Consider the following 16,578-nt stretch of genomic DNA (forward strand, 5'->3'; position numbering starts at 1 on the left):
ATCTTATGAAGACCAAAGCACTTTCTCCGCCTTTTACCGCCTGAAGACTCCATAAGGCTTTCCATAAAATATATTTAGTTCGTAAAAAAGAGCTGAAATAAATAACTATTCAGCTCTTTTAAAATATCTTTATCTTGACCTGAATGTTGTACATTCAGTTTCTGCGCTGGTTTTTGCTGTCGGGGTCTTTGGATTCACTTCGATTGATTGTGCATGGCATCTCATATCTTTCCAATATGCGCATGTGTTAACACCGCATTTTACTACGCTTTCTGCATTCATAAAGAACACCTCCAATTGATTTTAATCAAGAATTATTATTTGCATAAAGGATGTAGTTATACATAAGCTTATGAAAAGACGTCAAAATAATATTGACATAAACATATCGGAATTATATAATAAAATTACAATACCCTTAAGGGGTATAAAACGGTTAAATAGGAGAGTGTTTTTAATGCAAATTCGTTTTTTATACTTCGAAGGATGTCCTAATTCAGAGCCAGCTTTAAAATTGTTAAAAGAGGTTTTATTAGAAAAAAATATTAAAGATGATATAGAAATAGTAAAGATAGAGTCTGAAGAAGATGCATATAGATATAAATTTTTAGGTTCACCGTCAATTCATATCAATGGAGAAGACATAGAAAAAGAGAGAAGAAATGATGAACCTCTTTATGGATGCAGAGTTTATAAAGTGAATGGACGTAATTCCGGTGTGCCACCTAAAGAAATGATTTTAAAAGCTATTGGTGAGGCATTAGCAATATAATTTGAGGAGATGATTTATATGCCTGAAAAAGCTACTTTAAAAATTACCGGCATGACTTGTGCGTCTTGTGCCGCTCGCATAGAAAAGGGTCTTAAAAATTTAGAAGGAATTGATGAAGCTAATGTTAACTTAGCGGTTGAGAAAGCCACAGTTGTGTACGATCCAGAAAAAGTTGACATAGATGATATGACGAAAAAAATTGAAGATTTAGGATATGGTGTAGTAAGGGATAAAGCAGATCTTGTATTGATTGGCATGTCATGTGCTTCATGTGCTACTAAAATAGAAAAGACTTTGAATAAATTGCCTGGTGTATATAAAGCAAGCGTTAATTTTGCCACAGAGGAGGCATCTGTGGAATATAATTCAGATGCTATAAGTGTAGAACAGATGGCAAAAGCCATAAGAGACATCGGCTATGATGCGAAAGAAAAAAAAGATAATGCATTAGACTATGAAAAAAATGAGAGAGAAGCCGAGATAAAAAAAACAAAAGCTTTGGTGATTGTATCTTCGATTTTGACTTTTCCGCTTCTTCTTGCTATGGTATTAAAAGTTTTTAAATTACCTACAGGAATTTTAGAAGCGCCGTGGTTTCAAATACTTTTAGCCACACCAGTTCAATTTATTATTGGATATAGATACTACAAAGGTGCTTGGCATAATTTAAAAAACATGTCAGCCAACATGGATACATTAGTTGCTCTCGGTACATCTGCTGCATATTTTTATAGTTTGTACAATGTTTTTACTAAGCCTATGTCAGAAGTACACAATTATTTGTATTTTGAAGCGTCGGCCGTTGTAATTACTCTTATTACATTAGGAAAAATGCTTGAAGCTATAGCAAAAGGCAAAACATCTGAAGCAATAAAAAAACTTATGGGGCTTCAGGCGAAAACTGCAAGGGTCATAAGAAATGGAGAAGAAATAGACATACCTATTGAAGAAGTAAAGGTAGGAGATATAGTTGTAGTAAGGCCAGGTGAAAAAATACCTGTAGATGGTATAATTGTAGATGGAAGTTCTACTATAGATGAATCCATGATAACTGGAGAATCCATTCCTGTTGATAAAAATGTCAATGACGAAGTAATAGGTGCGACAATAAATAAGACAGGTACTTTTAAGTTTAAAGCGACGAAGGTCGGGAAAGATATGGTACTATCACAGATAATAAAAATGGTTGAGGATGCACAAGGCTCAAAAGCACCTATCCAAGAGATCGCTGATAAGGTATCAGGAGTTTTCGTACCTGTAGTCATTGGAATAGCAATTGTTACATTTTTGATATGGTACCTTGTATTAGGAAATCTTAACGAAGGTGTAATAAGTGCAGTATCTGTACTTGTAATTGCATGTCCTTGCGCATTAGGTCTTGCAACGCCTACATCTGTCATGGTAGGTACAGGTAAAGGTGCAGAAAATGGCATACTTATAAAAGGTGGCGAATATTTGCAAAAAGCAAAAAAGATTAATGCTATTGTATTAGACAAAACCGGTACTATTACAAAAGGAGAACCTGTAGTCACCGATGTCATTTCATTTAGTCAATTGAAGGAAGACGATTTGCTGTATATTGCTGGAATAGCTGAAAAAAATTCTGAGCATCCGCTTGGCAAAGCAATTGTGAATAAATCAAAGGAAAACTGCGAAAAATTGCCAGATCCGAGCAAATTTGAGACTATACCAGGCTACGGTATTTGTGCTATAATTAACGAAAAAGAATATTATATTGGGAATAGAAGGTTGATGGATAGAGAGAACGTAGATACATCTGACATAAGTTTTTCTTTAGAAAAGCTTGAGAATGAAGGCAAAACTGTTATGATTCTATCATCTGAAGGTAAGGCTTTAGGTGTAATAGCGGTTGCCGATGTACCTAAGGAAGATTCAGCAAAGGCTATACAAGAATTAAAAGCTTTAAACATAGATGTATACATGATAACCGGTGACAATGAAAGAACTGCTGAGGCCATTGCAAAACAAGTTGGTATTGATCACGTATTAGCAGAAGTTTTACCAGAAAAAAAAGCGGAGGAAGTTATAAAGTTACAAAAACAGGGTAAAATAGTTGCAATGGTTGGAGATGGCATAAATGATGCTCCAGCGTTAGCACAATCAGATTTAGGTATTGCTATAGGGACTGGAACGGACGTAGCAATTGAGACGTCAGACATTACGCTTATAAGTGGTAGTTTAATGAGTTTAGTGACAGCGATAAAATTAAGCAGAGCTACCATGAGAAATATTTATCAGAATCTGTTTTGGGCTTTTATCTACAATACAATAGGAATTCCATTTGCTGCAGCAGGTCTTTTAAATCCAGCTATTGCAGGGGGTGCAATGGCATTTAGTTCAGTATCAGTTGTGTCAAACGCCTTAAGGCTGAGGAGGTTCAGATCAGCTAATTAGTGAGGTGAGTTATATGGAATGCCCAAATTGCAAAAGCACTAATGTGGGTAAAATAGGCAATAACCTATATTTTTGCAGGGATTGCAATTGCGAGATTAAGATCAAAAAGTGTACGGCTGTTGTTAGTGTTTATGACTCTGAGGGCTGCATTAGTAAAAGATTTAAAGTATGTTACAATGTTTGAGGAAGGTTTTAAAAAGCCTTCTATTTTTTTGTCTTTTTTATGCTTTAAAAAAGTGCTATACTCTAAGAGGAAAACAAAAAGGAATTAAACATGAGAATAGTTGATAAAATATTACTGAACGAAAATTTCCTGTAAATACATGTAGGGAGTTGATATATTGGAAAAGATTGCAGAAATGTTAAAGAAAGTGGTTTCAGATGAAGATATATATATAAATGAACCTATGTCAAGACATACATCTTTTAGGATTGGTGGTCCGGCGGACGTACTGGTTATACCTCAAAGCGTGGATGAACTGATAAAAGTTATGGGCTTAATAAAAGCCGAAAATATACCTTATTTTATACTTGGTAACGGAACAAATATCATAGTCTCAGATAAAGGAATAAGGGGTGTGGTGATAAAACTTACTGCTATTAGGAAAATTTCTGTAGATGGTGAGATGATTGTATCGGAGGCTGGTGCATTGCTTTCGTCGATTGCAAATACAGCTCTTGACAATGAACTCACAGGGTTTGAATTTGCCAGCGGTATACCAGGCACATTAGGTGGTGCTATCACAATGAATGCCGGGGCGTATGGTCCTGAAATAAAAGACGTAGTTGAAAAAGTAGAAGTTATTGATGAAGATGGTTCTATTTATGAAGTAAAAAATGGTAACATGAGATTTGGGTATAGAAGCAGTTTAATACAGTTAGATAATTTGATTGCAATAAGAGCGTGGATTCACTTAAAAAAAGGAAATTATAAGGACATAAAAGCAAAAATGGACGAATTAAATGGATTGAGAAAAATGAAGCAACCGCTGGAATACCCAAGTGCTGGAAGCGTGTTTAAAAGGCCAGAAGGATTTTATGCAGGAAAATTGATTCAAGATGCTGGACTTAGTGGATATACAATCGGTGGTGCGCAAGTGTCTGAAAAACATTGTGGGTTTATCATAAATAAAGGTAATGCGACTGCAGATGACGTTTTAAATCTAATTGCATACATTAAAAAAACAGTCAAAGACAAATTTGGCGTAGATCTGGAGACGGAAGTTAAAATAATTGGTGAAAGGTAATTTAAGGATGGAAATTTTTGCTGATTATCACACACATACTGTATTTAGCCATGGAAAAGGTACAATTGAAGATAATGTAAAAGCTGCAATTAAAAAAGGACTTAAAGAAATCGCTATTACTGATCATGGACCGAGGCATATATTTTTTGGCGTAAGGAGTCGCAATTACAGGAAAATCAGAGATGAAATAGACAGAATGAATGAGAAATTTCCTGATATAAAGGTTTTAATGGGAGTAGAAGCAAATCTTATAAGCTTAAATGGCGATATCGATGTGGATGATGAGCTTTTAAAATATATAGATATACTGCTTATGGGTTATCATACGGGTGTTGCGCCATTTGATTTTTATAACTTTATTCATCTATTTGGGGAAAATGCAGCCAGCAAATACTTTAGTTCTTTAAAAACTGTTGTAAGAGAGCAGAATACAGATGCAATGATAAAAGCCATAAATAAATACAATATAAATATAATTACACATCCTGGAGCAAAAGTCGATATAGATACAAAGAGACTTGCTTTAGCGGCAAAAGCTAAAGGAACGGCTCTTGAGATAAACTCAAGCCACGGATATATGACTGTAGAATACGTGAAAATAGCAAAATCTGTTGGTGCAAAATTCGTAATTGACAGCGATGCACACACACCGTCGAGAGTTGGCGATTTTGCAAGAGGAATCGAAATTGCGAAAGAAGCGGGACTTACAACAAATGATATAATAAATGCTAAGGAGTGATACAAATGAGATTTGTGATAATTACCGGTCTTTCAGGTGCAGGGAAAAGCCAAGCATTAAAATCGATGGAGGATATCGGATTCTTTTGCATTGACAACTTTCCTCCAGCATTGATACCGAAGTTGGCTGATCTCTTTTATGGCTCTAAAGATATTGATAAAGTTGCTCTTGGCATGGATTTACGTGGTGGACAACTATTTAAAGATATTTTTTCTGCTATAGACTATCTAAAGAAAAATAAGTATGACTATGAAATAATCTTTTTGGAGGCTTCAGATGAAGCATTGATAAAGAGATTTAAGGAAACAAGGAGACGACATCCTCTTACAGATGGAGGCTCCATAATAGATGGAATAAAAGATGAGAGGCAAAAACTTGCGGAAATAAGAAAAATGGCAAACAGCATCATTGACACGACGAATTTAACTGCAGCTCAGCTTAAACAGGAATTGTACAATATTTTCATCGAAGGAAGAAAATTCAAAGGTATAATCGTAAATGTAATGTCATTTGGATTTAAATACGGTATACCCCTTGATGCCGATCTTGTATTCGATGTGAGGTTTTTGCCAAATCCGTACTATATAGATGAACTTAGACCACTTACCGGAAATGATAAAAAAGTAATGGATTATGTTATGAAATGGGAAGAAGCAAAACAATTTTTAAATAAGTTGGAAGACATGATAGAGTTTTTACTGCCATTTTATATAAGGGAAGGCAAATCACAGCTTGTAATAGCTGTTGGATGTACAGGCGGTAAACATAGATCTGTAACAATTGCGAATGCATTATACGATTTACTGAGAAAAAGGGATTACACAGCTATAATAAATCATAGAGATATTAGAGAAGAATAAGCGATATTATCCTTTTAGATGACTTATTGCAAAGGGGTTGCTTGTATGAAGAATTTTGCTTACTTAAATGGTCCAAAAGTTGTAGTAATTGGCGGTGGTACAGGATTATCAACAATGCTTAGAGGACTTAAAAAGTATACACATAATATTACTGCAATCGTAACAGTTGCAGATGATGGAGGAGGTTCTGGTGTATTAAGAGAGGATTTAGGCATGTTACCGCCTGGCGATATAAGAAACTGTATACTGGCGTTGGCAAATACTGAGCCTACAATGGAAAAACTTTTACAGTACAGGTTTACTGATGGAATGCTTAAAGGACAGAGCTTTGGAAATCTTTTTTTAGCCGCAATGAATGGCATATCAAATAGCTTTGAAGAAGCTGTCAAAAAGATGAGCGAGGTTTTAGCTGTATCAGGAAAGGTTTTGCCTGTCACGTTAGATGACGTCAAACTTAAGGCTAAGTTAAAAAATGGGATAGTCATAGATGGAGAATCTCTAATACCGAAACTTCAAATGAAAGAAAAAAGTCCAATAGAAAGGATATTTTTAGAACCTAAAGAAGCGAAACCGGTAAAAGAAGCTTTAATAGATATCATGGAAGCTGATGAAATTATTTTAGGTCCTGGTAGCCTATACACCAGCATAATACCAAATCTATTAGTTAATGATGTTTGTGAAGCAATAGAAAAGTCAAAAGCAATTAAGGTATATGTGTGTAATATAATGACTCAACCTGGCGAGACAATTGGTTATGATGCCAATGCACACGTTGATGCACTTTTTCTACATGGATTAAAATCTCTTGATTATGTCATTGTAAATAATGGTGAAATTCCTTATCAGTACAAAGATAGATATAGAGAAGACATGTCGCAACCTGTAAGCTATGATGTAGAAAGTTTTAAGCAAAAGGGAATAAAAGTCATTGAAAAAGATGTGTTAGCAATAAGAAACAATTACATAAGGCATGATGAGCAAAAGCTTGCAGAGATACTAATGGGGCTAATTGGATGATAAATCCATAGTCTTTTTTATTTCATAGCAAATAAAAAATCTGGTAAATTTATTTGTTGAAAGCAATATTGTAGAGCTTTCAAACTATTATTAAAATTTCTCCAAAACTCAATCAATGAACATTATTGACATTCTTTAACAATGATAATATAATATTATTTGAAAGAAATCGGTTGCGCAAATTTTGCACATTCAACTCTTAATCTCAAATAGTTTATTTTTATATTAATTTCAGAAGATAAATGACTCTAAAAGGAGGTGAAAGAACGGGCTATAGGGATATAAAATATTAATTTATTTTAATCTAAAAAACTTAGTGGGAGGTATCAATGTGTATAAAAAAGTTTTAAGTAAAAAATTTATAAGTTTTGTTATGTCACTTTTGTTAGTATTGACAGCAGTATTTTCTTCAATGCCATTTCACAATGCATATGCTGCTGACAATGCAAGCATTGTAGCAAATATCGTGGGGGATTTTCAAGACCAACTGGGTGATTCTAATTGGAATATAGATAGTAACATTACCATAATGCAGTATGTAGGAAATGGACTATATGAATTTACTACGCCTACTCAACTAAAAGCTGGTAGTTATCAGTATAAAGTTGCATTAAATCATTCCTGGGCTGGTGGAGGTGTTCCATCTCAAGGAAATCTAACGCTAAACTTAACAAATGATTCATATGTTACATTCTGGTTTGACTATAATACACAATCTTTAACCGATTCTACAAAGTATACTCCAATATCTAATGATAAATTACCTAGATTAGTTGGGACAATTCAATCAGCTATTGGAGCAGGCAACGATTGGGATCCTGGAACATCAACAGCTATAATGATAGATGATAATTTTGACAATGTTTATTCATATACTGCGCATGTTCCAAAGGGCAACTATGAGTATAAGGTGACATTAGGGAATACATGGGATGAAAACTATGGTGCAAATGGTGCACAAGATGGTTCTAACATACAGTTAAACGTTATTAGCGATGCTGATATAACATTTTTTTATGATGCAAAGACACACAATATTTGGACTAATTATAGTCCAACACTTACTGGTTTAGATAACAACATATATTATGATGATCTAAAGCATGATACGCATGATCCGTTTTTTAGGAATCCTTTTGGAGCTATAAAAGTGGGACAAACAGTTACACTGAGAATTCAAGCCAAAAATCATGATCTCGAATCTGCCAGAATATCGTATTGGGATGATATAAACAAGACGAGGACGGAATTACCTATGACAAGAATAGGTGAAAGTCCTGATAGTAATTATGAATATTGGGAAATAAAGTTGAGTTTTGATCATCCAACGAGAATTTGGTATTACTTTATATTAAAAGATGGAACTAAAACTGCTTATTATGGCGACAATGATGACCAACTTGGTGGCGTTGGAAAAGCAACAGATACTGTAAATAAGGATTTTGAATTAACTGTATACGATAAAAATTTTGATACGCCTGATTGGATGAAAGGCGCTGTTATGTATCAAATTTTCCCTGACAGGTTTTATAATGGAGATACATCTAATGATCATGCAAAGACATTAAGCCGTGGCAATGATCCAATAGAGTTCCATAATAACTGGAATGACCTTCCGGATAATCCTAATAATGCTGGAAAACTAGGTTATACTGGCGATGGTATTTGGTCAAACGACTTTTTTGGTGGTGATTTGAAAGGAATCGATGATAAACTTGATTATCTGAAAGGACTTGGAGTATCAGTAATTTACTTAAATCCAATATTTGAATCACCTTCAAATCATAAATATGATACTGCTGATTATACAAAGATTGATGAAATGTTTGGCACTACACAAGATTTTGAAAAGTTAATGAGTGATGCACACGCTAAAGGTATACAAATAATTCTTGATGGTGTATTCAATCACACCAGTGATGATAGCATCTATTTTAATAGATATGGAAAGTATCCAGATTTGGGTGCATATCAAGCTTGGAAAGAAGGGAATCAATCTTTATCACCGTATGGTGATTGGTATACCATTAATTCAGACGGTACTTACGAGTGTTGGTGGGGCTATGATAGCTTGCCTGTTATAAAGTCGTTGAATGGCAGCGAGTATAACGTTACAAGTTGGGCTAACTTTATAATAAATGATAAAAATGCGATTTCGAAGTATTGGCTAAATCCAGACGGAAATTTAAATGATGGCGCTGATGGTTGGCGATTAGATGTTGAAACTGAAGTTGCACATGATTTTTGGACACATTTCAGGGATGCTATTAATACTGTAAAACCTGAAGCTCCAATGATAGCAGAAAATTGGGGAGATGCCTCACTTGATTTACTTGGCGATTCTTTTAATTCAGTTATGAATTATCAGTTTAGAAACGACATAATCGATTTCTTGATTGGGCAACCTTTTGATGACGGAAATGGTCAACACAATCCTATAGATGCAGCAAAACTTGACCAAAGGTTGATGAGCATATATGAAAGATATCCATTGCCTGCTTTCTATTCAACAATGAACTTACTTGGATCGCATGATACAATGAGAATACTAACAGTGTTTGGATATAACTCTGCAGATCCTAACGAAAACTCAGATGCTGCTAAACAAATAGCAGAACAAAAGCTTAAATTGGCAACAATTTTGCAAATGGGATATCCTGGCATGGCGGATATTTACTATGGTGATGAAGCAGGAGTTTCTGGTGGCAAAGATCCGGATGATAGAAGAACATTCCCTTGGGGAAATGAAGATACTGCATTGCAAGATTTCTTTAAAAATATATCGAGGATAAGAAATAACAATCAAGTATTAAAAACCGGTGATTTGGAGACTTTGTATGCACAAAATGATGTTTATGCTATTGGTAGGAGAATTATAAATGGCAAAGATGCTTTTGGTAAGTCGTATCCTGATAGTGCTGCAATTGTTGCGATAAATAGGAGCAATTCAGATAAACAAATAACTATTGATACTACAAAGTTTTTAAGAGATGGAGTTACTTTTAAAGATTTAATTAACAATAATGCATCATATTCAATAAGTAATGGGCAGATAGTTATAGATGTACCTTCCATGAGCGGTGTAATGCTCATATCAGATGATGGGCAAGATTTAACTGCTCCACAAGCTCCTTCAAATGTAGTTGCGATATCTGGCAACGGTAAAGTTGATTTATCTTGGTCACAATCTGATGGTGCAACAGGATACAATGTATATCGTTCATCAGTAGAAGGTGGTTTATATGAAAAAATAGCATCAAATGTAACTGGAACAACGTTTGAGGATACCAATGTTACAAATGGATTAAAATATGTATACGCAATATCATCAGTCGATGAATTAGGCAATGAAAGCGAAATGAGTAATGATGCAGTAGCATATCCAGCGTATCCTATAGGATGGGTAGGAAATCTTACACAAGTATCTGATAATCATATAATAGGTGTTGATAAACCAACAGAAGATATTTATGCAGAAGTTTGGGCAGATGGACTTACAAATAGTGCTGGTCAAGGTCTAAATATGATAGCGCAATTAGGGTATAAATATGTTGGCGGTACTGTCTATGATTCAGTATATGGCAGTGTATATAATAGCGTATATGGTGTAGATAATAGTGATTTTACCTGGGTAAATGCTCAATATGTTGGAGATATAGGAAATAATGATCAGTACAAAGCAAGTTTTACACCTGATAAAATAGGTCAATGGGAATATTTAATGAGATTTTCAGATAATCAAGGTCAAAGCTGGCTTACGACAAATACATTATCGTTTTATGTTGGTCCTTCGGATGACTTAATAAAGCCAACTGAACCTTATTTGAACCAACCAGGTACAGAATCGTCGAGGGTCTCGCTTACATGGAGCCCATCTACAGACAATGTTGGGATATACGATTATGAAATTTATAGATCTGAGGGTGGAACATCATTTAATAAAATAGCTACTGTATCCAATGAGGTCTATAATTATGTTGATACAAGTGTAATCAATGGAAAAACCTATAGTTATAAAGTTGTTGCTGTTGACCCATCATTTAACAGAACAGAATCTAATGTAGTGACTATAAAACCAGATATAGTTCCTATCAAGGTTACTTTTAATGTAACTGTACCAGATTATACACCAGATGCTGTTAATTTGGCAGGAACATTCCCTAATGCTACTTGGGATCCATCAGCACAACAGATGACAAAAATAAATGACAATACTTATAGCATTACGCTTACTCTTGATGAAGGAACACAATTAGAATACAAATATGCACGTGGTAGTTGGGACAAAGTTGAAAAAGATGAATATGGAAATGAACTTGCATCAAACAGAAAAGTAACGATTGTTAATCAAGGCAATAATGAAATGACAATAAATGATACAGTTTATAGATGGAGGGATATACCAATATTCATATATTCACCAAATAGTAATAATGTTACAGTTGATTCTGATACAAATATTATACAAATCAAAGGTAATACTTATGAAGGTGCTAAAGTTACAATAAATGGTGATAGTTTTGTTCAAAATGAAAATGGTGTATTTACTAAAGATGTATCTTTAAATTATGGGGCAAATACGATTAAGATACATGTTGAACCAAATGATGGTAGTGTTTATGGTAACGATCAAGGCAGAATAGCTGAACTTACAAAGGATATTGAGATTGATGTAAATAGACAAGAGAATAATAGTGGAAGCAGCATAGGAAATAATAATACAGGCACAAGTGGAAGTAATTCAAGCAGTGCAGGGAATAATAACACTGAAAGCACAAGTACAAGCACAACAAGTACTACAAGCGTCAATAGCAGCAATACAAACAATACAAACAATACAAACAATACAAACAATACAATTGGAGCAGTCAATAAGAATGGTAACATTATTACATTGACGCTTGATGCAGGAAAAGCTAAAGACCTGATAATAAATTCAAAAGACAAGAAAGTAGTATTTGACATAACTACAATAGGCCAAGGACAGCAAAAAGTCGTGCAGATTTCCAAAGACATTTTAGATACAAGTGCTGCTAACGGCAAAGACATCGTCATAAAATCAGATAACGCATCAATAGCACTTACAAAAGATGCACTTAACCAAAACCAGATACAAAACGGCGTCAATGTATCTATAAAAGACAATGGAAAGCCTAATGTAACAAACTATATGCCGCTTTCTAATGTAGTAGACATAACAATAGGTAGTAGCAGTGGAAATGTAGCATTGGCAAAACCAGTAGAAGTAACATTAAATATATCAAAAGCTAACGATCCAAGAAAAGTAGCAGTTTACTACTACAACCCAACGACAAATCAATGGGAATACGTGGGTGGAAAAGTAGACGTGTCATCTGGAACAATAACATTCAATGCGACGCACTTCTCACAATATGCGGCATTTGAGTACGACAAGACATTTAATGACATAAAAGACAATTGGGCGAAAGACGTAATAGAAGTATTAGCATCAAGGCATATAGTAGAAGGAATGACAGACACTCAGTATGAACCCAATAAGACAGTAACGAGAGCAGAATTCACAGCAATGATACTGAGGCTTTTAAACATAAAAGAAGAAACATACAATGGAGAATTTAGTGATGTTAAGAGCGGAGACTGGTATGCAAACGCAATAGAAGCAGCATACAAAGCAGGAATAATCGAAGGTGACGGAAAGAACGCAAGGCCAAATGACAATATAACAAGAGAAGAGATGACAGCAATAGCAATGAGAGCATACGAGATGCTGACACAGTACAAAGAAGAAAACATAGGTGCTACATCATTTAGCGATGACAAATCCATAAGCGACTGGGCAAGGAATGTAGTAGCAAATGCAGCAAAATTAGGAATAGTAAATGGAGAGCCTAACAATGCGTTTGCACCTAAAGGTGTAGCTACGAGAGCGGAAGCAGCAGCTATCATATACGGCTTATTAGAGAAAAGCGGAAACATATAATCATATATAAGTTAGTTGCGATGAGAAAGATATGAGATGAATTATTTATTTTCATATCTTTCTCAAAATATAATTTGAGATAATCTTTTTAAATTTTTTTGATATCATAAATAAATCTATTGACTTTTGTAATTAAAGGATATAAAATATAATTAAACAAAGCGCAACCGGTTGCAAATTTTCCATGAAATATCGAGATAAGGGGGAATGACTATCAGTTTTAAATTAAGTTTTGTGAAAACGCTTATATATAAAACAAAAAGTAAAACAAAAAGAAAATCGCAAGAGACTGGTTAAAATCAATTAAACGATTTAGAAATATGGAACTGCGTAAATTTTATAACTAAAAATAGTATAAGTCAATAGAAAAAATTGGCTTATTAAAGAGGAGGATTTTAATTATGAGGAAAACCTCAAAAGTGATTGCACTGCTTTTGGTACTTTTAATGTCATTTTCAGTGATGTTAACAGGGTGCGGAAATAGTACTAAATCTGATCAGAGCAAAACTTCAGAAAATAGCTCAACTCAAAATAAAACTGAGACTACGAGTCAACCTGTGACGTTAGATATATTCCAATTCAAAGTTGAAATAAAAGATGCTCTTCAGAATGCTATAAATACTTACATGAAAGAAAATCCTAATGTTAAAATCAATCTAGAAACTGTAGGTGGCGGACAAGATTACGGTGCTGCATTAAAAGCCAAATTCAATTCAGGTTCGGAGCCTGCAATATACAATGTAGGTGGACCACAAGATGTTGCTACATGGAAGCCAAAATTAGCTGATTTGTCAGATACAAAAGCTGCAAAAGCTGCTCTTCCTGGTACTCTTACTGGTGTGACACAAGACGGCAAAATTTATGGTTTACCATTTGATTTAGAGGGATATGGATTAATATACAACAAACAGATATTCAGTAAGGCAGGTATTGATCCATCCAGCATTAAGACCTTTGATGCGTTGGTGAATGCTGTAAAGACGTTAGATTCAAAGAAGAAAGAATTAGGTATTGATGCTGTATTCGCTTTTCCAGCAAAAGAAACTTGGGTTACTGGTCTCCATTTATCAAATGCATTTTTGTCACCAGAATTTGATGGAGATGTTATGAAAGCATTTAATGCTAAGACAGTAGAATTCAAGTATGGCGATGCAATGAAGCAGATGATTGATCTTCAGAATAAATATTCAGTGCAACCTACAGCAAGTCTTGACTACAGCACGCAAGTTGAAAAGCTTTTTGGAACTGGAAAAGTTGCTATGATTCAGCAAGGCAACTGGGTATATCCTACATTAGAGTCATTAGATAAGAATTTTGCACAAAATGATATAGGTATGTTGCCATACCCTGTTCCAGGATATAAAGAAGATTCATATCCTGAAGGTGTTCCAATGTATTGGGCAGTTAACAGTGATAAACCAGCAGATGTTCAAAAAGCTGCTAAAGATTTCTTAGATTGGTTGTACACATCAGATGAAGGAAAACAGATAGTTACTCAACAGTTTAAGTTTGTGCCGGCATATACTGGGTACAATTCTAATAGCATATCAGATCCACTTGGAATGCAACTGTTTGTGGCAGCAAGCCAAGGAAAGACATATGGATGGGTATTTATGGGATATCCAAACAATTGGGGTCAAAATGTTCTCGGTGCTGATATTCAGCTTTATGTCAACGGTTCATTAACTTGGGATAAAGTAATTTCACATGCTAAACAAGCCTGGGCAGACGCAAGAAAATAATAATTAAAGATAATAGTGGGAGAGTATAGTCGTATTCTCCCACTTTGCAAATATGAATGAGAAGGAAGGTAAATACAATGGGAAAAAAAGCTAAATTTTTTAAAAACGGTATTTGGTATTGGCTTTTTATAGCTCCAACACTATTGTCGCTTATTATTGTCGTATTAATACCATTTATTATAGGAATATATTATTCATTTACAGATTGGAATGGAATAAATCAACCAGTATTTATTGGATTGAAAAATTTTATGGCACTTAAAGATGATGCTGAGTTTTGGAATTCAATATTTTTTACAGCTAAATTTGCTGTAGCATGCATCGTAATTATAAATGTGGTGGGACTAAGTTTTGCAATGCTTGTTACAAGAAAAATATTTGCCAGAAATTTTATGCGCACAGCATTTTATTTGCCTAATTTAATAGGTGGACTTATATTGGGATTTATATGGAATTTCATTTTTGTAGATGTATTTCAAACAATTTCAGATGCTACACATATTGGATGGCTTGGAGGCTGGTTATCAACAACTAATACTGGCTTTTGGGGTCTTGTGATTGTCACATCATGGCAAATGATAGGCTATGTTATGGTGATTTATATAGCATATATTGAAAGCATTCCTACTGATTTAATAGAAGCTTCAAAGATTGATGGTGCAAATTCATGGCAACAATTTAGGAATGTCGTATTTCCACTTATAGCGCCAGCTTTTACAGTGAGTTTATTTATTACGCTTTCAAATTCATTTAAACTGTTTGATCAAAACTTATCATTAACTGCTGGAGCACCAGGCAATACTACACAAATGATAACACTTAATATATATCAAACAGCTTTTTCAGCTCAAGAGATGGCTGTAGGACAGGCAAAAGCAGTAATAATGTTCTTAATAATTGCTGTTATTTCTATCGTCCAAGTTTACTTGACACAGAAAAGAGAGGTTGAGATGTGATGAAAAAAGTTCATGTTCAAAAATATTTATTGACATTTTTAGGAATTGTACTTTCATTGATATGGATATCTCCTTTTTATATAATACTGGTTAATTCTTTCAAGACAAAATTAGAGCTATTTACAAACACATTGTCACTTCCAAAAAGTCTGATGTTGGATAATTATAAAACGGCAGCCGCAAATTTAAATTTAAGTGAAGCATTTTCCAATACATTAATAATAACTGTTGTTAGCATTTTGATTATTGCAATATTTTCCTCTATGACGGCTTATGCACTTCAAAGGGTAAAGAGAAAAAGCAGTGTGATTATTTATATGATTTTTACGGTAGCTATGCTTATTCCATTTCAATCGGTGATGATTCCTTTAGTGGCGGAATTTGGTAAGTTCCATTTTCTTACAAGGTCAGGACTTGTATTCATGTACTTGGGATTTGGGTCTAGTTTAGGTGTGTTTTTATACTATGGCGCGTTAAAAGGGATACCTACATCTTTAGATGAAGCTGCTTTAATAGATGGTTGTAGTAGATTTAGGATCTACTGGAATATCATACTACCCTTATTAAATCCTACTACGATCACCCTTGCAGTTTTGGATATTATGTGGATATGGAATGACTACTTATTGCCATCTTTAGTCATAAACAAAGTCGGTTCCAGGACGCTTCCACTAATGATTTTTTACTTCTTTAGCCAGTACACAAAGCAGTGGAATCTCGGTATGGCAGGACTGACAATAGCAATTTTACCTGTTGTAATTTTCTACTTCTTGGCACAGAGAAAGTTAGTCACAGCTATAATAGCTGGTGCTGTTAAACAGTAAGATAAATATTGTATTTAAACAAGTTAATTTAAAATTATAGACAA

The 16,578-nt window shown here is 34.4% G+C and carries 12 protein-coding genes; 11 read left to right on the forward strand and 1 reads right to left on the reverse strand.

What is annotated here, in order from left to right; genetic code table 11:
• Positions 1-129: 129 nt before the first annotated feature.
• On the reverse strand, positions 130-282 hold the full coding sequence (locus THEXY_RS12310) for a DUF1540 domain-containing protein (RefSeq protein WP_013787408.1): 153 nt from the start codon (positions 280-282) through the stop codon (positions 130-132).
• A gap of 175 nt (positions 283-457) precedes the next feature.
• Between THEXY_RS12310 and THEXY_RS03165 the strand changes: the two genes are divergently transcribed.
• The 11 genes from THEXY_RS03165 to THEXY_RS03210 all read left to right on the forward strand — a co-directional run bounded on the left by THEXY_RS03165 (position 458) and on the right by THEXY_RS03210 (position 16,534).
• Complete coding sequence (locus tag THEXY_RS03165) at positions 458-772, forward strand: DF family (seleno)protein (protein ID WP_013787409.1); 315 nt, start codon at positions 458-460, stop codon at positions 770-772.
• Positions 773-790: 18 nt separating this feature from the next.
• Complete coding sequence (locus THEXY_RS03170; RefSeq protein ID WP_013787410.1) at positions 791-3,187, forward strand: heavy metal translocating P-type ATPase; 2,397 nt, start codon at positions 791-793, stop codon at positions 3,185-3,187.
• Positions 3,188-3,200: 13 nt separating this feature from the next.
• The gene (locus THEXY_RS13080; RefSeq protein ID WP_013297276.1) at positions 3,201-3,371 is read left to right on the forward strand and encodes a hypothetical protein; all 171 of its coding nucleotides are present in this window, start codon (positions 3,201-3,203) and stop codon (positions 3,369-3,371) included.
• 157 nt (positions 3,372-3,528) lie between these two features.
• Positions 3,529-4,434, forward strand: coding sequence for a UDP-N-acetylmuramate dehydrogenase (murB, locus tag THEXY_RS03175; protein ID WP_013787411.1), 906 nt, complete (start codon positions 3,529-3,531; stop codon positions 4,432-4,434).
• A 7-nt stretch (positions 4,435-4,441) separates the two neighbouring features.
• A complete protein-coding gene (locus THEXY_RS03180) occupies positions 4,442-5,173 on the forward strand; it encodes a PHP domain-containing protein (RefSeq protein ID WP_013787412.1) in 732 nt (243 codons plus the stop codon).
• Positions 5,174-5,178: 5 nt separating this feature from the next.
• Positions 5,179-6,033, forward strand: coding sequence for an RNase adapter RapZ (rapZ, locus tag THEXY_RS03185; RefSeq protein ID WP_013787413.1), 855 nt, complete (start codon positions 5,179-5,181; stop codon positions 6,031-6,033).
• A gap of 45 nt (positions 6,034-6,078) precedes the next feature.
• Positions 6,079-7,050 carry a YvcK family protein gene (locus THEXY_RS03190; RefSeq protein WP_013787414.1) on the forward strand — a complete coding sequence of 324 codons (972 nt, stop codon included), beginning with the start codon at positions 6,079-6,081 and terminating at the stop codon, positions 7,048-7,050.
• Between the two features lie 373 nt (positions 7,051-7,423).
• Positions 7,424-13,012: an alpha amylase N-terminal ig-like domain-containing protein gene (locus THEXY_RS03195; RefSeq protein ID WP_041592193.1), complete on the forward strand. Its 5,589-nt coding sequence runs from the start codon at positions 7,424-7,426 to the stop codon at positions 13,010-13,012.
• Between the two features lie 401 nt (positions 13,013-13,413).
• Positions 13,414-14,754, forward strand: coding sequence for an ABC transporter substrate-binding protein (locus tag THEXY_RS03200; RefSeq protein WP_013787416.1), 1,341 nt, complete (start codon positions 13,414-13,416; stop codon positions 14,752-14,754).
• 77 nt (positions 14,755-14,831) lie between these two features.
• Positions 14,832-15,710, forward strand: a complete 879-nt coding sequence (locus THEXY_RS03205) for a carbohydrate ABC transporter permease (protein ID WP_013787417.1) — start codon at positions 14,832-14,834, stop codon at positions 15,708-15,710.
• Complete coding sequence (locus THEXY_RS03210; protein ID WP_013787418.1) at positions 15,710-16,534, forward strand: carbohydrate ABC transporter permease; 825 nt, start codon at positions 15,710-15,712, stop codon at positions 16,532-16,534. Before THEXY_RS03205 ends, THEXY_RS03210 begins: the two co-directional genes overlap by 1 nt.
• Positions 16,535-16,578: the final 44 nt, after the last annotated feature.

The organism is Thermoanaerobacterium xylanolyticum LX-11 (assembly GCF_000189775.2).
Lineage (GTDB): Bacteria > Bacillota > Thermoanaerobacteria > Thermoanaerobacterales > Thermoanaerobacteraceae > Thermoanaerobacterium > Thermoanaerobacterium thermosulfurigenes.